Below are 17,478 nucleotides of genomic sequence, written 5' to 3' on the forward strand. Positions count from 1 at the left end.
AAGCGACTTTTTTTATACCCGAAATCCAGCAGGTAACCCATGAAATATTTCTTTAAAACCCGTCTGGGGAATACCCGCTTTCAGTTGGGCGACGGCTCAATCCTGTTTAAAGATGTCCCGATTGGACGCATTGGCGAACAGACCTACGGTGCCGAAGAGTTGCCGGAGATTGAATCTGACAGTCAGGGGGTGATAGTTGTTCGTCGGACGCCGGAAGAGGTGTTCAGCGAACGCACGATGGCCTCTTTTGAAGCGATGGCCGTCACTATCGGTCATCCGAAGGACTTCAACGGCAACATTATTTTTGTCACGCCGCAGAACTGGCGTCAACTGGCTAACGGACATATTCAGAACGTCAGGCGCGGGGAGGGCGATAAATCCGATCTGCTGGTGGCTGACGTTATTGCAAAAACACCAGAAGCCGTCGAAGCGGTTGAAAACGGTGATGACGAGGTGAGCTGCGGTTATGACGCAGATTACCGTCAACTATCGCCAGGCGTCGCGGAGCAGTACGCGATAACTGGTAATCATCTGGCCCTTGTCCCAAACGGGCGGGCCGGTTCACGCTGCGCACTTGGAGATAGCATGCCAAACAAAGCCAAAAATTGGTGGGAGCGTCTTGTTCGCGCTCGTAAAACCAATGACGCCGCCGAAATGGCGAACCTGATCGATAACCCGCCTGACAATATGACTGGTGATGACGATGTGTCATCCACCGTTACCCCGGGCGGCGTGGTTATCAACTTGTCCCCGCAAAGCCCGATGCCGGCCCCTACGTTGCCGGGTACCGGTGATGCAGAGGAGGATATTCCCGCATGGGGTAAAGCGCTGATCGAAGCGGTTGCCAAACTTACACCGGCAGCGCCCGCAACTGGTGACGATGATGAAGAGGAGAAAAAAGAGGAAGAGGGGGGGGTTACCGGCGACGCCGCTTATCGCGCTGACCTCATTCAACCCGGCATTCAGTTGCCCACCAAAGCGAAACCGACAGCGTTTAAACGTCAGGTTCTCGTGTCTGCGGATCAGTCTCTGGTGCGTTCCATAGTGGGTGATGCCGATATCACCAAACTGAAAAAAACCACGGTTGATATGGCCTTTACCGCCGTTTCTGAACTGGCGAAAAACCGCAATACCGCAGCTAAAACCACTGATGGTTTCCGCTCAATGAACACCAACACCACCAAAACCATCGCGGAGATTAACGCCGCCGCGAAGGAAATCTGGGCTAAACGCTAACGGGGTAATCAATGGATAACACGCTTCTCTACCGGATGCCTTCGGGCATCGCCGGTGCTATCTCTCGTCCGCAGGATCTGACGGTTGAACCGCAGACGCTGGACAGTACGAAGGTATTCGCCGCATACGGCCTCGCTGGGAAATTTTCCGCAGGTAAATTCGTACCTATCGAGGCCGCTGATACCGCTGCTGTTGTGGTGGGTATCTTTGTTCGTCCTTACCCGACCGCCTCCCAGCCTGACAAGGTGCGCCAGATTGGTACCGGCTACAACTTTGCGGGCGACTGCATGAAGCGTGGGTATGTCACGGTGAATCTCGGTGCAGATGCCAGCGCTGTGACGCTCGGCGGCGCTGTTTATATGCGCGTGGCCACACCTTCCGCTACCAGTCCTCTGGGTGCCTTTCTCGCTGCTGCTGATGGCACGAATACCGTGCAGATCACTAACGCTTACTTCAATGGCCCCGGCGACGCGAACGGCAACATTGAACTGGCCTTTAATATTTAAGGAAACTGCAAATGCCAATGACATTTGACCAGGCCACCATTGACAGTTCTGGTGCCTTTCTTGTTCATGAGCTGGAACGCCTCGACCAGACGCTGAACCTGCCTCTGACCTCGCAGACATGGAGCCGGGATATTCAGTTGCGTGAAGACGTGTCTATCGCTGACGAAATCAGCTCCTTCACCAACACCACCTTTGCTGCTGCGGGTACGCCCAACGCCAATGGCAAAAACTGGATCAGCCCGCTGGCCACTGCAATTGCTGGCGTCAATGTTGATATCGAGAAAAAGGGCTTCCCGCTCGAATTGTGGGGCATGGAGCTTGGCTGGACCGTCATCGAATTGAATGCCGCGGCACAGGTAGGGCGACCCATCGATACCCAGAAATACGATGGCATGCAACTGAAGTGGAATATGGACACCGACGAGCAGGTCTACATCGGTGACTCGGCAAAAGGCGCTAAAGGGCTGCTTAACCTGCCGCAGGTGACGCCGACCAACGCGACCAAAACGTGGGCAACCTCAACCACCGACGAAATTCGTGCCAGCATCAACCAGGTGCTGAGCAATGCATGGACCCGTTCCGCTTACTCAAAAGTGCCGGAAGATTTGCTGATCCCACCTGAGCAGTATTCGTTTCTGGCCAGTACCATCGTTTCCAGTGCCGGCAACCAGTCGCTACTGACTTACCTGGAAACAAACACCATCGCTTATCACCAGAACGGCAAGCCGCTGAACATTCGTCCGGTTAAATGGGTGAAGGGGCGCGGTGTCGGTGGTACCGATCGCATGGTGGCCTACACCAACGATAAGAAGTTTGTGCGCTTCCCGATGGTGCCGTTGCAAAGCGTGCCGATCCAGTATCGCGGCTTGTATCAGTTGGTGACCTACTACGGCAAGCTGGGTGCGGTTGAACCGGTTTATCAGGAAACCCTGAATTACATGGATGGCATTTAATCCAGATACAGCCCCTGCGAAGGGGCTTTTTTCTAAGGAATTGTGATGAAGAAAATCTATGTACTGACCGCGTTCAACTTCAACGATGGTGCAAAAATAACGCCGTTTGCCGCTGGGTTTCACGACGTGGCCGACACAGTGGCCGAGCACTGGTTTGTGAAAGCGCATTGTTCGCCTGATGGTGAAGCACCGGCAGTGACAGAAGATCCGCGCATTGCTGCATATGAAGCGCGCATTGCGGAGCTGGAAGCGCAGATTGCGGAAAAAGATGCTCGAGTCATTGAGCTGGAAGCGCAGATTGCGGAGGCATCCACCAATGGCAAGAAGTCCAAGTCTACCGACGCCTGATAAGTTCAGGGAGACGTTCCCACAGTTTGCAGACGAAACAAAATACCCCACACCAATGATTCAGGCGCGTCTGGTTCTCGCTGATGCCCTAATGAGCGAAAGCCGTTTCGGGCCTGACGTCTTCCCGTATGTGGTGTGCTTGTTTGTGGCGCACTACATGGCGCTGAATGCTGCTGATAGTCGCTCTGCTGCTGTCGGCGGGGCTGGTGGTGCTAACTCCGGGATTATGACGGCTAAAGCCGTAGATAAAGTGTCGGCGAGTTACGACGCGAGCAATACGCTGAATGCTGATGCCGGGTTCTGGAATAACACACGCTACGGCTCTGAATTTTGGGAATACCTGATGATATTCGGCGCTGGTGCCATTCAGTTAGGTACGCCGTGATGAAAAGTGGCGTGAAGGTAACAGCGGATAACGCTGATTCGATTATTGATGCGATCACGCGTCTGTCAGGAATGGACGTGCTGGTGGGTATCCCCGAGGGCAACGCAGCGCGCGAGGGAGGCAAACTGAACAACGCCGAAATCGGTTACCTGCAATCCACCGGGGCCACGGTCGAAATCGACGGGGAGGTGGTTACGCTGCCCCCGCGCCCTTTCCTCGATATCGGCATTGAAGATACGCAGACGCGGACAACAGCACACCTGAAAGCGGCCGCGGAACTGGCACTTGAGGGTAATGCTGCGGGTGCTGAGCGTGAACTCGAGCGCGCAGGGATTATCGCTTCTGATGGTGCGAAGAAGGTGATCAGTGATGGTGACCGGCTTGCGCCTCTTTCAGAGAATACGCTCGAAAAGCGACGGGCTAACGGGTTGCCCGGTGAAAAGCCGCTCTATGCACACGGTTACCTGTTGCGTTCCATCACCTATGTCGTGAGGAAGTAAACATGCCAACACTTGATATGTCCGACGTCCTGATGGACCCGGACTTTCTCGACACGTCACTGATATGCCACCGACAAATTCAGACGGTGGATGAAGACAATTTTCCAACTAACACATCGCAAGACATCCCGTTTTCCGGCGTGGTAACGGTTGATCGCTCGCTGGAAGCACGGCGTATGGCCGCCGGGCAAAACATCAGTGGTGCAATTCTTATCGTGACGACGTTCCGGCTGACACAGGGCCAGCCAGGTACTGACAGCGCACCGCGACTGGATGCTGATGTCGTGACCTACAGTGGCCGCGATTATCGCGTGACGTTCGTTGACCCGTATACCCGTTACGGTGCCGGATTTGTGCAGGCACATTGTGAGCTGGTGGATTTTAACGGAGGGACGCCTGTTGAGTAACGACAGCACCGCGCGTGGCTATCTGACCCCTGTCGGCGATATGCCTGCCTATGACCAGGCGTTGGAGCGGGAAATTAGCCGATGGATCCGCGGTGTTTCTGGTTTGCCGGCTGAGTTGGTTTTTCCGCGCTGGACTGACCCACAGTCGCCGATCCCCAACAACGGGGCGACCTGGTGCGCTTTCGGTATCACCACCGTTCCTCAGCCGCTAAGCCAGTCTGATGTGCAGATATCCGATGCGCAGTCAGAGCAGTGGTCATGGGAAACGGTGACGGTGATTTGCTGCTTCTATGGGCCTCTCGGTGCCAGCACGGCGGCCACGTTCCGCGCAGGGATTTTCGTTGAGCAGAACAACGGCGAGCTAAATCTTACCGGGCTGTCGCTGGTGGATGCCGGGACTCTCTATAACCTGCCCGAGCTCATTAACAACCAGTGGGTGCGCCGCTACGACATCACGGTCTCGCTATCCCGTAAAAACACGCGCACGTACAACATCAAAACGCTGGTGGATGCGCCAGTATTCTTTGGAGGTTAATTCATGGATCAGGGCTTACCGTTGTCCAATGTTGTCAACGTTGATGTCATCATGTCGCCCACGGCGGCGACAGGCCGAAACTTTGGCTCATTGCTGATACTCGGCACATCAACCGTCATTCCCGTCACCGAACGCCTGCGGCTTTATTCTGGCACTGAAGATATCGGTCAGGACTTTGGCACGGATTCGCCAGAATATGCCGCCGCCACGGTGTTCTTTTCTCAATCCCCGAAACCGACACAGGTGTATATAGGGCGCTGGGCGAAAACGCTTGCAGCCGGAGAAGCCGGAACCGTTGAGACGATGATTCAGGCCGTTAATGCCTCCCTTCAGTTCACTAACTGGTACGGTCTGGGGGTGGCTGACAGCGCAGATTTGTTGGATGCCGATGTGCTGGCGGTGGCGGCGGCGATTGAGTCGGCCCGCGTCAGTCGCATCTTTGCCGTTACTACTGATGCGCCGGCAACACTGAGCACAACCAGCACCGACGATCTGGCATCAAAGCTGAAGGCGGCGGGGTATGCACGCACTTTCACGCAGTATTCCACCAGCAGCAAATACGCGGCGCTGTCTGCGTTTGGTCGCGCGTTTACCGTGAATTTCAACGGCAGCAACACCACCATTACGCTGAAGTTCAAGCAGGAGCCCGGCATCACGTACGAAACCCTGCAAATTAATCAGGCCGCCGCCGTTGATGCGAAAAACTGCAACGTTTACGTGTACTACGAAAACGACACGGCAATTCTTCAGCAGGGTGTCATGGCAAACGGCGACTTCTTTGACGAACGCCATGGACTGGACTGGCTGCAAAACTACGTGCAGACCAACCTGTACAACGTGCTGTACACCAGCATAACAAAGGTGCCGCAAACCGACGCTGGTGTTACACGCCTGCTGGCGAACGTTGAGCAATCCATGGATCAGAGCGTGACGAATGGCCTGGTTGCTCCCGGGGTGTGGAATGGTGGACCGATCGGGCAGTTGGCAAGCGGTGACACGCTGACAAAAGGCTATTACGTCTACGCGCAGCCGATTTCCTCGCAAGCGCAGGCAGACCGCGAAGCCCGTAAAGCGCCGGTTATTCAGGTGGCGTGCAAACTGGCCGGCGCGGTTCACTACGCCGACGTGCAAATCAACGTTGTCCGTTAAGGGGGAGCAATGAGCACATATTCATTTTTGGACGTTACCGCGTCCCTTGCTGGCCCCACCGGGATCGTCGATCTCGGTTATGGCTCGGCGGCCTCAGAAGAAGGGATCACTGTCGTCATGACTGAGGCGAAAAACACCATGACTGTTGGGGCAGACGGCGAAGTGATGCACAGCCTGCACGCGGGAAAATCCGGCGCTATCACGGTCACACTGTTGAAGACCTCCCCGGTAAACAAAAAATTATCCCTGATGTATAACGCGCAGAGCCAGTCGTCCGCGACGTGGGGTAATAACGTCATCGTGGTGCGCAACAAAGCGTCAGGTGACACGACAACCGCGCGCTCTGTCGCGTTCCAAAAGCAACCGGATCACGCTAATGCCAAAGTCGGTAATACGGTGTCGTGGGTGTTTGACTGCGGCAAAATCGACCAACTGCTCGGAGAGTTTTAATTGATGGAAATATCACTCAAAGGTCAGGAATACCGTCTGGACAAACTTAACGTATTCGACCAGTTAAAAGTCACGCGTAAATTGCTACCGCTGCTTGCCGGCTTGGTGTCGGACTTTGCCACGCTGAAAGCGCGGGCTGCTGGCGGCAACCTTGGTTCGGTACTGGAAAGCACCTTACCGAAGATAGCGGATGTGCTGGCCGGGCTGCCTGATGAGGACGTGAACGCCATTATCCATCCCTGTCTGGCTGTGGTAGCACGCAAGCATGAGAAGGGGTGGGCGGCAGTATTCAGCCAGGGGCAACTGATGTTTGATGACATTGACCTGATGACGTTGCTCTCGCTGGTGGCGCAGGTGGTCGCCGATAGTCTGGGAAATTTTTTGCGCGAACTCCCTACCAGCGAGATGATCACTCCGACAGCGGATTAACCCTCGAGTCGCTGCCTGACGGCGATGACTACCTCATGCGCCCGGTGGATGCCGGGTATATCCCCTACACCGCACTTAAAGACGGTACCGTCGATCTGGCGGATATCGCCCGAATGAATGACTGGCTGGATGTAAAGGCCGACAACGAATACCGCATTGCCAAATGGAGAGAGGACAATGAACGCTGAAATCATGAAATCGTTCCTGATCTCTCTGGGTTTCGATATCGACGATGCCGGGGCGGCGAAATTTGATGCCACAATCGTTGGTGTGACCAAAACGGTCGTTAAGCTGGGCGTTGTGGTTGAAGCGGCTGCACTGTCCGTTGTGGCCTTCACGACCCAGATAGCCAGCGGGTTGGATAGGCTCTACTGGTCTTCCCAGCGTACCGGGGCGACAGTCGCTGGGTTACAGCAAATTGGTTACGCCGTGGGTCAGGTGGGCGGTAACGCGGAAGCGGCGCGCGGATCGCTGGAAAATCTCTCACGCTTTATGCGTAACAGCCCCGGCGCAGAGGGATTCTTAAATCGTCTTGGTGTGCAGACGCGTGACGCCAGTGGTCAGATGCGCGATATGACGGCGATCTTTACCGGCGTGGGCCAGCGTCTCAACACCATGCCCATGTATCGCGCCAATCAGTATGCACAGATGCTTGGCATTGACGAAAACACGCTGATGGCAATGCGACGCGGGCTGGGACAGTTCAGTGCAGAATATACCGCCACCGCAAAAGCCATCGGTTTCAATGCCGATCAAGCAGCGGTTTCCTCTAATCGCTTTGTCACATCGCTGAGTTCCTTCGGCATGATGGCAGGCATGGCGCGGGACAAAATTGGCGCCAATCTCGCCAGCGGTCTGTCCGGCTCTATCGATAATTTCCGCAAACTGATCATCGATAACTTCCCCAAAATCGAAAAAGGCATCACCGTCGTTATTCAGTCTGTGCTGTGGATGTCAGACGTTATTGGCCGGGTGGTTTATCGGCTGGTACAAGCGGCAGGGGCAATTATTGATTGGTGGAATTCGCTGGATAAATCCACTAAGCAGGTGATTGCCGCATTTGGGGCAATGGTGGTGGCCTGGCGCTTGCTCAATAGCGCGTTCGCGATGTCATCCATTGGGCGCATTATTGCGCTGGCTGCGGCACTGGCCGCGCTGGTGGAGGATTACGCCACCTGGAAAGAGGGTGGGCAAAGCCTGATTGACTGGTCGAAGTGGGAGCCAGGTATCCAGTACGCCAAAAAAGCCATTGGTGGCCTCAGCGGTGACTTTGGCGCGCTGTATGACAAGGTCGTCGATCTGGGTAAAGCGGTCTGGGATGCCATCAAGGCATTTCTTGAGTTTATCGACATCGATACCTCACGCTTTTCCGGTAAATGGCTGTTTGACCAGATTATCGAAAGCGTACGCAGCGCCATTAAGTACGTTGGTGCGCTGGTGGATGCGCTGAAAAAACTGGTCAGCGGCGATTTCTCTGGTGCCTGGGACTCGCTGAAAGACGCTGCTAGTATCGTGGCCGACAGTCCGATGGGGCAAGGGGTGACGGCCGTGGCTGAGGGGCTATACACCAAGGCCAATAATGCACTGAATCAGTATCTGCCGGAATGGATGGGCGGTGCGCCAGTAGCGCGACCCCAAGCGTCAAAAGAAGGTGAGCAACTTTTAGGCTGGATGGGACCGCTGTTTACCCAACTGGAGAGCCTCTACAAATTACCGGCTGGCCTGCTGCGTAGCGTGGCTACCACCGAATCAAGGGGCAATCAGTTCGCGGTATCTGGTGCAGGGGCCAAGGGCCTGTTTCAGTTTATGGACGGAACGGCGCGCGATATGGGACTGCGTGGGAATGATGTTTTCGATCCCATGAAATCGGCACAAGCCGCCGCCAAATACCTGGCGCAACTGATTAAGGCCAACGGCGGGGATCTGGATAAGGCGCTGGCGTCCTACAACTGGGGGATCGGCAACGTGCAAAAACACGGCATGGCGCTGATGCCCAGGGAAACACGTGAGTATATCCCCAAAGTGCGCAGCAATATGCCCGGGGCGACCATTAATCAGGAAACCCACATCACGGTCAATGGGGCGATGGATGCGAACAAAACCGCTGATGCTATTGCCGGAAAACAGGACGGGGTTAACTCACGACTGACGCAAACGCGAGGGCCGCGATAATGGATGTGTTATCTGTGTTGCTGAACCAGCGCAGCCGCGCTATCAGTATTATTATCCCCGACATGGTGATCACCGAAAAGCACACCGATGTGCTGGAAATTACCGAACACCCGGTAGAGCGGCCCACCAGTGCAAGCGATGGGGCCAGCGCATCCGGCGCGGCGTTCGTGGCTGATCACGCTTATCGGCGACCGTCAGAAGTGGTGATGGAAGTCGGTTTTTCCGGGGGCGGCTCATTGCTGGATAGCGGTTTGTTGGATACCACAAGGATTGGCCTGAGTCTGGGGACCAGCCCCAAAGAGATTTACCAACAACTGCTGGATTTACAGCGAAGCCGTTTACCGTTTGATGTCACGACGGGCAAGCGACAGTACAAAAATATGCTGATCCGCTCGCTGGATGTCACCACTGACAAAAACAGCGAAAACGTACTGATGGCGACCGTCACCCTGCGTGAGGTGATTTTTACCCAGACACAAGCCATTACCGTTGCGTCAAAAGAGAATATGACACAAGGCGTCAGCACCTCTGCGGTGCAGAACTCGGGTACCAAGACCCCCGCAGCAGTGAACCAATCAGTGTTGGGTAAAATGGGGAGTACGGTAACAGGGGCGCTTAAATGACTGTCACTGAAATCCCGTTAACCCCCAACAACCAGACCTTTGGCATTACGCTGGCGGGTACCGCGTACCAGATACGCATTCTCTGGCGCGACACCTTCTGGAGTCTGGATTTAATGGACAGCGCCGGAACGGCATTAATCAACGGCATACCGTTAATCACCGGCGCAGAGTTGCTGGCGCAATATGCCCATCTGTCCCTGAATTTTCAATTGGGCGTGGTCTGCGATATCGCGGGACAGGCCAACCCGACCAAAACCGATCTCGGTACGTTCAGTCACCTTTACGTCATTACGGAGTAACCATGTCAACCAACTGGATGCGTCATTTTGAGTTGCAACTGCTGGATAAAGACGGCCAGGGCATTTCCCTGTCAGATTTCAAGGTAACGTTTAAAATCGAAAAAATGCCCAACACTATCCATAACGGCTTTGTGGGTAATTTTCGGATTTATAACCTGTCACCCGATACGCAGAATCGTATTATGGGCAATGAGTTTAGCCTTATCCGGGCGATAGCCGGCTATGACGGTATTGCCGCTGATGTCAACGCCAGTGAGGTGGGCGTGGCCCGTGAGGTGGATGCCGATAGCGTGGGCCAGTCTGATGACCGCAACTATGGCCTGATATTTAACGGTGATATCCGCTTTACCATCAAGGGCAAGGATAACCCTACCGACAGTTGGATCCTGATCCAGTGCCTGGACAGTTGGGAAGGGCATTTACAGGCGCGGGTAAAAACCACGGTGGCGGCAGGCTGGACCCATAACGATCTGTTTAACCTGGGCATGCAATCCTACGAGCCCTTTGGCATTACACGTGGTGCGGTACCGGATGTGATAAACACCACCGTATTTCCGCGCGGTCGCGTGATTTACAGCACCACCGCCGACCTGATGAACAAAATCGCCGAGAGCAATAAGGCGCTCTGGTGGTATGAAAACAACCAGGTGCATATCGTGCCCGAGGATAAGTATATTCATGAGGCTATCGTGCTGAATGCCAATACCGGCCTGATTGGTATGCCGCAGCAAACCATGGGCGGAGGGGTTAATGTGCGTTGCCTGATTAACCCCAACATCAAACTGGGCGGGCTGATACGTATCGATCAGGCGTCAGTGTACCGTGCAGCGCTGGAAAACGCAGACGTTGCCAGAGCGAACGCGCGGTTACGGGAAGAAAATCAGGACGGGGTGCTGAACGTTAACACGCCGCAGCCGCCCAAAATGATAGACACCGACATCGATTACGCCGGACCGGGCATTGATGCAGATGGTGATTACTTTGTGGGCATGATCACCTATACTGGCGATACGCGTGGGCAGGCGTGGTATATGGATATGCTGTGTCTGGCGAAGGGGAAAAAGGATATGATGGAAACATCTGCTGCAAAGAAAGAGGGTTACTGATGAGAAGTTTATCATTTGGCATATTGCTTTCTTTAATAGCTGTGTCATCTTCACCTGCTTTTTCAGCGATGAAATGTGGGGACTTTACCCTTAAGGCTCACGATGATGGCCTGATGTATATTAATGGTGCCAAGCCTGAAACCCAGAAAATCATTTTCTTTGATAAAAAAGATGATTATGGCAACGTTAAATTTCAATGGATGTTGTTCGATTCAACAATGGGCCGATGGCTTGGCTTGGATCATATAAACCGCAACGGAAAACCCATACTCAACGTCGAAGTCATCCGCAAAAGCATGGATGAACCTCGACGGTTTTGGTCGTATGATTGTGTGCGGGTGAATTAGCCCACCACTGAGTGGGCTTAACATTAATATTAAATATTATTTATCTTTAAATTTTATTTCTTTGCATTCTTCTACCACTTTCATTAATTCGTCCGCTGACAGGTTTTCAAATTTAATTGAGCCTTTCTCCGTCGTTAGCGTTACTTTTTTTGAATATTTGGCTTGTATCCACTTTCTAATTATCGATGCAATAGCTATACAAGCTGGAGACGATGATGCAACAATAATTGTAATATCAACTAAAGCACTTCCAGTGCTAACGCCAGTGCCTATAGAGTCAAAGGTCTTTATTCTTCTGCGAACCTCGTATTCACTTTCTGGTATGTTATCCTGAATTAAAGGTAGCACTCCCCTTCCAATATCTGGAGGTAATACTATGGATGTTTCTGATTTTGGCATAAAAATTACTGGTCCTTATATCGAGAAACTTAAAATAGCCCTACGGCTTATCATGAGCAGCATTTGGCTTGCAACAAATCACGACGTAACCGTGGTTTTAAGCAAGGCGTATATCAAGGGCTGCAAAAAAGATCAGTAACACGCATTACTTGCCTTTAAAATCCTGACATTTGATCAGTAAACCGCCACCGAGCGGTTTTTTTTCATCTGGAGAAAAGATGCCCGTATCACTCAAATCACAAACTGACAGCGAGCAGGAAATGCTGCGCACGGCCACCGATCAACTCTCCGCTGCTATTCGCGTGGCGTTGCCCGGTATTGTGCAGTCGTTCAACCCTGACACCGTGACTTGTGTTGTTCAACCCTCCATCCGAGGGCAGGACACTGACGCAGATGGCAACGTGTCATCACTGCCATTACCGCTGCTGGTGGACGTGCCCGTAGTCTTCCCGCGTGGCGGCGGCTGTACGCTGACATTTCCTGTCTCACCGGGTGATGAGTGCCTGATTATCTTTGCCGATCGCTGCATTGATTTCTGGTGGCAATCGGGCGGCGTACAAGAGCCGGCAGACGATCGCATGCACGACTTTTCGGATGCGTTCGTTATCGTCGGTCCACAGTCGCAGGCGAAAAAGATTAGCGGTATCAGCACCAGCGCAGCACAGCTACGTACCGATGATGGCGCGGCGTTCGTTGAGGTGGCTTCCGGTCACGACATCACCGTCACCACTCCGGGCAAGCTGACCGCCAGCGCGCAGGGCGGTACCGAAATCACATCGCCCAGCATCGTACTGAATGGCGATGTCACGATTAACGGCAACCTGTCGCAAGGTATGGGGTCTAGCGGCGGCACGGCGACAATGCAAGGGCCGGTCACTGTGACTAACGATGTTAAGGCGGGCGGTAAGAGCTTAATGACGCACACGCACGGCGGCGTGCAGCCAGGCAGTGGAGATACAGGAGCGCCGAACTGATGCGATATAGACGAGAAAGTGCGGACGGCGATTACACATTCGGGCAGGGCGATGACACCTGGCTGATTAACTCACCTGAAGCGGTGGCACAGGCAGTCAAAACCCGTTTCGAACTCTGGCGCGGGCAATGGTTTCTCGATACCACTGAGGGTACGCCGTGGAAACAGTCCGTACTCGGAAAACAGCGGTCGGAGATTTATAACCTTGCTATTCGTCAGCGCATTCTTGATACGAAGGGAGTCAGTGCCATCACTGAGTTCAACACGACAGTAAACAGCGCCACGCGGCGCGTATCGTTTACTGCGACCATCGAAACAATCTACGGAACAACGACAGTAACCTCGGAGGCGTAATGGCCTTAAATCTTGACACGCTGGGCTTATCGGCAACGGTAACCGCTCAGGGGATAACTGCGCCCGATTATCAGACAATCCTCAGCACCATTACTGACTATTTCAGACAGATATACGGCAGTGATGCGTATCTTGACCCGGACAGCAAAGACGGCCAGATGGTGGCGCTGGTGGCACTGGCTATTCATGATGCCAATACCACTGCGATTGCAGTGTATAACTCGTTTTCGCCCTCCACCGCGCTGTCGGATGGTCTGACACGTAATGTTAAAATCAACGGGATTTCACGTCATGCCGTGGTCAATTCAACGGTCGATGTGACGCTAACTGGCGTAGCAGGGACAACCATCACAAACGGCTCGGTAAAGGATACCAACGGCGTTATCTGGGATCTTCCTGCAACAGTGAGCATTGGCATTGACGGTAACGTCATTGTTACTGCGACATGTGCGACAGCAGGTGCCGTGGCCGCCGTTGCGAACTCAGTCAATCAGATTAACACGCCGACGCGGGGATGGTTGTCTGTAACCAATCCTGGTGCGGCAGATGTAGGCGCAGCAGTAGAAACTGATGCGGCATTGCGCGTACGTCAGGCGCGTAGCGTTGCGATTGCATCACTGACTCCCTTTGAAGCTGTAGATGGCGCGCTAGCGGGAATTGATGGCGTGACACGTCACAAGCTGTATGAAAATGACACGGGTTCTGTTGACGCTAACAGACTGCCGGCACATTCGATCAGCGCCATTGTTGAGGGCGGAAACGTCACACAGATTGCACAGACAATCCGGGGGAAGAAAGGACAAGGTGTGGCGACGTTCGGCAGTACAGCCGTAACCGTACCGGACAAATATGGTAATAATCACGTGATCCGGTTCTCTCGCCCGATTAATGTCCCGATATTTGTTTCAATTTCGATGCGTGTGTTTACGGGTTACACAACAGCGGTAGATGAGCAAATGAAGCGCTCGATTGCTGACTACATCAACTCACTCGATATCGGTGATGATGTGTTGCTGAGCCGCGTTTATTCCCCGGCCAACCTTGGCGTAGTGAGCGGCGGCGATGCACGATACTACGACATTATAGAATTAAAACTGGGGCGTACATCGGGCAGTGTAGCGCCTACTAATGTAGTGACTGCATACGATGAATCACCAATAAGCAGCGCCGACAACATATCGATCACGGTGGCACCATGAGCAAATACACCGAGTTGATCCCCAACTACAACGTAACAAAACCCTTGTTCGTCCAGCATGTCGATTTAGCAACGCGTCCGTTAATCGATGTTTCCAGCCAAATGCAGGCGCTGGTTAGCGCATTCGATATCGATATTGCGGCTGGCGATCAATTGGACATTCTCGGGGAATGGATAGGCCGTTCACGTACTGTTATGCAGCCAATCGTCGGTGTTTATTTTTCATTCGACACTGACAACATTGGTTATGACCAGGGTGTCTGGCAGCGAGCGTTTGATCCTGACTCCGGTTTTGTCGATTTATCCGATGAAGCGTACCGCATTGTGCTTCGCACAAAAATTGCGATTAACCAATGGGACGGGCAAAACGACTCTCTGCCTGCGATTCTGGAGTTTGCAACAGCTGGGTCGGGGCTGAGCATGCAGATTATTGATAATCAGGATATGACGATCTCTGTGTGGGTGTTCCCGGAAACGTCCATAGATTCAGTTTCACGGGAAATATTGGCAGTCATTCGGCAGGGATATTTAACAGTAAAAGCTGCTGGCGTTTTTTCAGGGGAGGTCCTGTATCCGTCAGTTGGGAATCAGTTTTTCGGTTTTGATATCGAAAATAAATATATCGCCGGGTTTGATGCTGGCGCATGGGAGACATCATTAAATGGCTAAGAATGATTTTAAACCGTTTGCCACTGCGGCGAGTGCAAACGTCACACCACAATCTGAATGGGAAAGCTTGCCAGCACTGCTTAGCGGTTTCACATCCGGCAAGGCGTCATCTGCGCAAATAAATAAAGCGCTACGGCAATCGACGTTTATTTCTGCTGCGCTGGCGCAATTTGTTGCAGATAAAAGCAATAGCGATGTTATCGATAATGGGGATTTTTCTGGTTTTGTCGCAAAATTGTCAGAGTTAATTACTGCTGGTGATGATGTATTTCTACGAAAAGACCAGAACGGCGCTGACATTCCTGATAAAGCGCAGTTTCGCCAGAATGTTGGGTTGGTGAAACAGGCAAGCCTACTGGACGCAACTGCCGGAGCATTAATGATTAATGGCGCTCATGGCGGGGTTGGTGGTAATTCTGTGGTGCTGCCAGATGCAACCAACCTTTTGACCTACCTTCAGGATAAGCCCAGCATGGTGGTTTCTGGAAATACGGCGTTAGTTAATGGAGCTGGTTTCGCCGCTGTGTATGATTTCAAGCGCAGTTCATCAAACTATGCAACCCTTATCGCGTACCCCATCACAAATGTAGGTAATATTGCTGTTCGTTATTTTGAAAACCCGAGTTGGGGATCGTGGCGTCCACAGGCCACCCTTGATACCGACCAGACAATTACTGGCAAAAAGATTTTCAACCGCAGTAGTGAGGCGTTGCAGATAAAAGCACTTGCTGACAATCAATCATGCTTTATTCGCGGGCAAAAGGCTGACGACACACCACATTGGTACATAGGAAAAGGTGGTGCCGATTTTGCGGTAGCGTGGGCTAATCAGCATTCCACGGCGGCCAATTCAATTACGCTCCGAGAAAATGGCAACATTGATATTCAGGTTTTAGCCGGTAAAACGCTAAACGCTATAATCGGGGGAGTTTCCGGCAGGTTTTTGTCTCAAGGACACAACGCTGAATCTGACGCCAACGGTATCTGGAAGGTGCCTGGGAGTGCAGGTTTAACACCAGCCGCTATAGGCGCACTGGCAGTCAGTGACATAGCAGGTATTCCGCTCCCGTTCCCCGGCGCCGTAGCGCCATCCGGTTGGCTTAAATGCAACGGTCAATCTTTTAATACGACGCAATACCCGGTTTTAGCATCCCGCTATCCCAGCGGCGTTCTGCCCGATTTGCGGGCCGAGTTTATTCGCGGCGCTGATGACGGACGCGGGGTTGATACCGGCCGAGTATTGTTAAGCGCGCAAGGGGATGCAATTCGAAATATCACCGGGAAGTTTGCAAATAATGGCTTAGCCTGGTCAGAGGGTGCTTCATCGTCGGTTGGGGAGGGCGCATTTACAAGATTGGAGGGTTTGATCACATCCAATAATAATGTCAGCTCCGCTGGTTGCCAGTATGCATTCAATGCAGGGAATGTCGTGCCAGTAGCAAATGAAAACCGTCCACGCAACATCGCCTTTAACTACATAGTGAGAGCAGCATAATGAGCAACTATTCAACAGATATTGAAGCCGCCGAATTAGGCAAAAACGGACTCAGCAAAAAAGCAGGATGGATCACTGTCTATCATGTCAACACTGAAACGGGTGAATACCAAAGCGCGAGCATGGAATACCTCATGCTCGGCGTGGGTCTCCCAGCCCACAGTTACCCTGACGAGCCAGAAATTCCGCCTGCTGGTCAAGCACTACATCGCGCGGCGGATGGCAAGTCGTGGGCGTCCTCGCCAGATTATCGTGGACAAACGGTTTACAGCACTGAAACGCGACAGGAGCAGACGGTTACTCAATTCGGCGAACTTCCGGATAACGTCACGCTGCTGAAGCCAGAAAGTGAGTTTGATGTGTGGGACGGCAAAAAATGGGTGATCGATGAGGAGGCGCAAGCGACTGCTGCGCGCAAAGCTGCGGAACAGGAACTTGCATCGCGTAAGGCGACCGCTGTGTCACGCATCAATGAACTGACGTATGCGATTAACCTCGATATCGCTACGGATGAAGAAAAAGCCGCGCTGACTGAATGGAAGAAATATGCGGTGCTGCTGAGTCGTGTTGATGTGAATGCTGCTGATATTGAGTGGCCAGAACAGCCATAGGGTTAGGCGAGTGGCGTATGCGTGTCGCACTGTGCCAATTTGTGACGCGGTGTGCCGTGTTATGGCGTAAAAATGCGGTGTGAATGTGATTTGTCACGCCTAAGGAAGGGAGTCGGCAAGTCGAAATGGACGGTAAGTTATTGATAAAAATGTCGTGTATTGTCGTGCTTTGTTGTGTTTTGTTGCCTGTTTTTTGAGCGATAAAGTCATTCAATATATTGATAATAATGGTTTTTATTTATTTTAACTCTGCTAAGCATGCCATAGCGCCATAAAAATACCGAGATTATTATTCAATATGTTATAGCGTATCGGTCGAAATTACTCGAAATTC

The 17,478-nt window shown here is 52.7% G+C and carries 24 protein-coding genes; 23 read left to right on the top strand and 1 reads right to left on the bottom strand.

The window, feature by feature from the left end:
* Window positions 1-39: 39 nt before the first annotated feature.
* Genes K6K13_RS02595 through K6K13_RS02675 form a run of 17 tightly spaced genes read left to right on the top strand, consistent with a single transcriptional unit; the run spans window position 40 to window position 11,445 of the window.
* The gene (locus K6K13_RS02595; protein ID WP_222159430.1) at window positions 40-1,236 is read left to right on the top strand and encodes a DUF2213 domain-containing protein; all 1,197 of its coding nucleotides are present in this window, start codon (window positions 40-42) and stop codon (window positions 1,234-1,236) included.
* A gap of 11 nt (window positions 1,237-1,247) precedes the next feature.
* Window positions 1,248-1,742: a structural cement protein Gp24 gene (locus K6K13_RS02600; RefSeq protein WP_222159431.1), complete on the top strand. Its 495-nt coding sequence runs from the start codon at window positions 1,248-1,250 to the stop codon at window positions 1,740-1,742.
* Between the two features lie 11 nt (window positions 1,743-1,753).
* Window positions 1,754-2,695 carry a DUF2184 domain-containing protein gene (locus K6K13_RS02605; protein WP_222159432.1) on the top strand — a complete coding sequence of 314 codons (942 nt, stop codon included), beginning with the start codon at window positions 1,754-1,756 and terminating at the stop codon, window positions 2,693-2,695.
* Window positions 2,696-2,740: 45 nt separating this feature from the next.
* Entirely contained in the window at window positions 2,741-3,043 is a 303-nt protein-coding gene (locus tag K6K13_RS02610; protein ID WP_222159433.1) for an STY1053 family phage-associated protein, read from the top strand.
* Complete coding sequence (locus tag K6K13_RS02615; RefSeq protein ID WP_222159434.1) at window positions 3,012-3,428, top strand: DUF4054 domain-containing protein; 417 nt, start codon at window positions 3,012-3,014, stop codon at window positions 3,426-3,428. The genes K6K13_RS02610 and K6K13_RS02615 overlap by 32 nt, the downstream gene beginning before the upstream one ends.
* Window positions 3,428-3,928 (top strand): phage virion morphogenesis protein, encoded by a 501-nt coding sequence (locus K6K13_RS02620; RefSeq protein ID WP_222159435.1) that lies wholly within the window; start codon window positions 3,428-3,430, stop codon window positions 3,926-3,928. Before K6K13_RS02615 ends, K6K13_RS02620 begins: the two co-directional genes overlap by 1 nt.
* Before the next feature lie 2 nt (window positions 3,929-3,930).
* Window positions 3,931-4,335, top strand: a complete 405-nt coding sequence (locus tag K6K13_RS02625) for a head-tail adaptor (RefSeq protein ID WP_222159436.1) — start codon at window positions 3,931-3,933, stop codon at window positions 4,333-4,335.
* Window positions 4,328-4,870, top strand: coding sequence for a phage neck terminator protein (locus K6K13_RS02630; RefSeq protein WP_222160939.1), 543 nt, complete (start codon window positions 4,328-4,330; stop codon window positions 4,868-4,870). The genes K6K13_RS02625 and K6K13_RS02630 overlap by 8 nt, the downstream gene beginning before the upstream one ends.
* 3 nt (window positions 4,871-4,873) lie before the next feature.
* Window positions 4,874-6,019, top strand: coding sequence for a DUF3383 family protein (locus K6K13_RS02635; protein WP_222159437.1), 1,146 nt, complete (start codon window positions 4,874-4,876; stop codon window positions 6,017-6,019).
* A 9-nt stretch (window positions 6,020-6,028) separates the two neighbouring features.
* On the top strand, window positions 6,029-6,469 hold the full coding sequence (locus K6K13_RS02640; protein WP_222159438.1) for a DUF3277 family protein: 441 nt from the start codon (window positions 6,029-6,031) through the stop codon (window positions 6,467-6,469).
* A gap of 3 nt (window positions 6,470-6,472) precedes the next feature.
* Entirely contained in the window at window positions 6,473-6,898 is a 426-nt protein-coding gene (locus tag K6K13_RS02645; RefSeq protein WP_222159439.1) for a phage tail assembly chaperone, read from the top strand.
* A gap of 35 nt (window positions 6,899-6,933) precedes the next feature.
* Window positions 6,934-7,086, top strand: a complete 153-nt coding sequence (locus tag K6K13_RS02650) for a DUF6889 family protein (RefSeq protein ID WP_222159440.1) — start codon at window positions 6,934-6,936, stop codon at window positions 7,084-7,086.
* Complete coding sequence (locus K6K13_RS02655) at window positions 7,076-9,070, top strand: transglycosylase SLT domain-containing protein (protein ID WP_222159441.1); 1,995 nt, start codon at window positions 7,076-7,078, stop codon at window positions 9,068-9,070. Before K6K13_RS02650 ends, K6K13_RS02655 begins: the two co-directional genes overlap by 11 nt.
* Window positions 9,070-9,693, top strand: a complete 624-nt coding sequence (locus K6K13_RS02660; protein ID WP_222159442.1) for a phage baseplate protein — start codon at window positions 9,070-9,072, stop codon at window positions 9,691-9,693. Before K6K13_RS02655 ends, K6K13_RS02660 begins: the two co-directional genes overlap by 1 nt.
* Complete coding sequence (locus tag K6K13_RS02665; protein ID WP_222159443.1) at window positions 9,690-9,992, top strand: phage baseplate plug family protein; 303 nt, start codon at window positions 9,690-9,692, stop codon at window positions 9,990-9,992. Before K6K13_RS02660 ends, K6K13_RS02665 begins: the two co-directional genes overlap by 4 nt.
* Before the next feature lie 2 nt (window positions 9,993-9,994).
* Window positions 9,995-11,098, top strand: a complete 1,104-nt coding sequence (locus K6K13_RS02670) for a baseplate hub protein (protein ID WP_222159444.1) — start codon at window positions 9,995-9,997, stop codon at window positions 11,096-11,098.
* Complete coding sequence (locus tag K6K13_RS02675) at window positions 11,098-11,445, top strand: STY1065/STY2022 family phage-derived protein (protein ID WP_222159445.1); 348 nt, start codon at window positions 11,098-11,100, stop codon at window positions 11,443-11,445. Before K6K13_RS02670 ends, K6K13_RS02675 begins: the two co-directional genes overlap by 1 nt.
* 36 nt (window positions 11,446-11,481) lie before the next feature.
* Here the strand turns inward: K6K13_RS02675 and K6K13_RS02680 are convergent, their stop codons facing one another.
* On the bottom strand, window positions 11,482-11,844 hold the full coding sequence (locus K6K13_RS02680) for a hypothetical protein (protein WP_222159446.1): 363 nt from the start codon (window positions 11,842-11,844) through the stop codon (window positions 11,482-11,484).
* A gap of 218 nt (window positions 11,845-12,062) precedes the next feature.
* On the opposite strand from K6K13_RS02680, the gene K6K13_RS02685 reads away from it, so the two are divergent.
* The 6 genes from K6K13_RS02685 to K6K13_RS02710 are packed head-to-tail and all read left to right on the top strand — an operon-like array spanning window position 12,063 to window position 17,144.
* A complete protein-coding gene (locus K6K13_RS02685; protein ID WP_222159447.1) occupies window positions 12,063-12,818 on the top strand; it encodes a Gp138 family membrane-puncturing spike protein in 756 nt (251 codons plus the stop codon).
* Window positions 12,818-13,171, top strand: a complete 354-nt coding sequence (locus tag K6K13_RS02690; RefSeq protein WP_222159448.1) for a contractile injection system sheath initiator — start codon at window positions 12,818-12,820, stop codon at window positions 13,169-13,171. Before K6K13_RS02685 ends, K6K13_RS02690 begins: the two co-directional genes overlap by 1 nt.
* A complete protein-coding gene (locus K6K13_RS02695; RefSeq protein ID WP_222159449.1) occupies window positions 13,171-14,370 on the top strand; it encodes a baseplate J/gp47 family protein in 1,200 nt (399 codons plus the stop codon). The genes K6K13_RS02690 and K6K13_RS02695 overlap by 1 nt, the downstream gene beginning before the upstream one ends.
* On the top strand, window positions 14,367-15,038 hold the full coding sequence (locus K6K13_RS02700; RefSeq protein ID WP_222159450.1) for a baseplate wedge 1 family protein: 672 nt from the start codon (window positions 14,367-14,369) through the stop codon (window positions 15,036-15,038). The genes K6K13_RS02695 and K6K13_RS02700 overlap by 4 nt, the downstream gene beginning before the upstream one ends.
* A complete protein-coding gene (locus K6K13_RS02705; protein ID WP_252120397.1) occupies window positions 15,031-16,533 on the top strand; it encodes a phage tail protein in 1,503 nt (500 codons plus the stop codon). Before K6K13_RS02700 ends, K6K13_RS02705 begins: the two co-directional genes overlap by 8 nt.
* Window positions 16,533-17,144, top strand: a complete 612-nt coding sequence (locus K6K13_RS02710) for a tail fiber assembly protein (RefSeq protein ID WP_222159451.1) — start codon at window positions 16,533-16,535, stop codon at window positions 17,142-17,144. Before K6K13_RS02705 ends, K6K13_RS02710 begins: the two co-directional genes overlap by 1 nt.
* The last annotated feature ends 334 nt before the right edge of the window (window positions 17,145-17,478 follow it).

It is taken from the genome of Symbiopectobacterium purcellii (assembly GCF_019797845.1).
Taxonomy (GTDB): Bacteria; Pseudomonadota; Gammaproteobacteria; order Enterobacterales; family Enterobacteriaceae; genus Symbiopectobacterium; species Symbiopectobacterium purcellii.

What these genes read in the sequence shown, in the direction of transcription:
- K6K13_RS02595 (WP_222159430.1), top strand. Translation starts at nt 40, where the DNA reads ATGAAATATTTCTTTAAAACCCGTCTGGGGAATACCCGCTTTCAGTTG.
- K6K13_RS02600 (WP_222159431.1), top strand. Translation starts at nt 1,248, where the DNA reads ATGGATAACACGCTTCTCTACCGGATGCCTTCGGGCATCGCCGGTGCT.
- K6K13_RS02605 (WP_222159432.1), top strand. Translation starts at nt 1,754, where the DNA reads ATGCCAATGACATTTGACCAGGCCACCATTGACAGTTCTGGTGCCTTT.
- K6K13_RS02610 (WP_222159433.1), top strand. Translation starts at nt 2,741, where the DNA reads ATGAAGAAAATCTATGTACTGACCGCGTTCAACTTCAACGATGGTGCA.
- K6K13_RS02615 (WP_222159434.1), top strand. Translation starts at nt 3,012, where the DNA reads ATGGCAAGAAGTCCAAGTCTACCGACGCCTGATAAGTTCAGGGAGACG.
- K6K13_RS02620 (WP_222159435.1), top strand. Translation starts at nt 3,428, where the DNA reads ATGAAAAGTGGCGTGAAGGTAACAGCGGATAACGCTGATTCGATTATT.
- K6K13_RS02625 (WP_222159436.1), top strand. Translation starts at nt 3,931, where the DNA reads ATGCCAACACTTGATATGTCCGACGTCCTGATGGACCCGGACTTTCTC.
- K6K13_RS02635 (WP_222159437.1), top strand. Translation starts at nt 4,874, where the DNA reads ATGGATCAGGGCTTACCGTTGTCCAATGTTGTCAACGTTGATGTCATC.
- K6K13_RS02640 (WP_222159438.1), top strand. Translation starts at nt 6,029, where the DNA reads ATGAGCACATATTCATTTTTGGACGTTACCGCGTCCCTTGCTGGCCCC.
- K6K13_RS02645 (WP_222159439.1), top strand. Translation starts at nt 6,473, where the DNA reads ATGGAAATATCACTCAAAGGTCAGGAATACCGTCTGGACAAACTTAAC.
- K6K13_RS02650 (WP_222159440.1), top strand. Translation starts at nt 6,934, where the DNA reads ATGCGCCCGGTGGATGCCGGGTATATCCCCTACACCGCACTTAAAGAC.
- K6K13_RS02655 (WP_222159441.1), top strand. Translation starts at nt 7,076, where the DNA reads ATGAACGCTGAAATCATGAAATCGTTCCTGATCTCTCTGGGTTTCGAT.
- K6K13_RS02660 (WP_222159442.1), top strand. Translation starts at nt 9,070, where the DNA reads ATGGATGTGTTATCTGTGTTGCTGAACCAGCGCAGCCGCGCTATCAGT.
- K6K13_RS02665 (WP_222159443.1), top strand. Translation starts at nt 9,690, where the DNA reads ATGACTGTCACTGAAATCCCGTTAACCCCCAACAACCAGACCTTTGGC.
- K6K13_RS02670 (WP_222159444.1), top strand. Translation starts at nt 9,995, where the DNA reads ATGTCAACCAACTGGATGCGTCATTTTGAGTTGCAACTGCTGGATAAA.
- K6K13_RS02675 (WP_222159445.1), top strand. Translation starts at nt 11,098, where the DNA reads ATGAGAAGTTTATCATTTGGCATATTGCTTTCTTTAATAGCTGTGTCA.
- K6K13_RS02680 (WP_222159446.1), bottom strand. Translation starts at nt 11,844, where the DNA reads ATGCCAAAATCAGAAACATCCATAGTATTACCTCCAGATATTGGAAGG.
- K6K13_RS02685 (WP_222159447.1), top strand. Translation starts at nt 12,063, where the DNA reads ATGCCCGTATCACTCAAATCACAAACTGACAGCGAGCAGGAAATGCTG.
- K6K13_RS02690 (WP_222159448.1), top strand. Translation starts at nt 12,818, where the DNA reads ATGCGATATAGACGAGAAAGTGCGGACGGCGATTACACATTCGGGCAG.
- K6K13_RS02695 (WP_222159449.1), top strand. Translation starts at nt 13,171, where the DNA reads ATGGCCTTAAATCTTGACACGCTGGGCTTATCGGCAACGGTAACCGCT.
- K6K13_RS02700 (WP_222159450.1), top strand. Translation starts at nt 14,367, where the DNA reads ATGAGCAAATACACCGAGTTGATCCCCAACTACAACGTAACAAAACCC.
- K6K13_RS02705 (WP_252120397.1), top strand. Translation starts at nt 15,031, where the DNA reads ATGGCTAAGAATGATTTTAAACCGTTTGCCACTGCGGCGAGTGCAAAC.
- K6K13_RS02710 (WP_222159451.1), top strand. Translation starts at nt 16,533, where the DNA reads ATGAGCAACTATTCAACAGATATTGAAGCCGCCGAATTAGGCAAAAAC.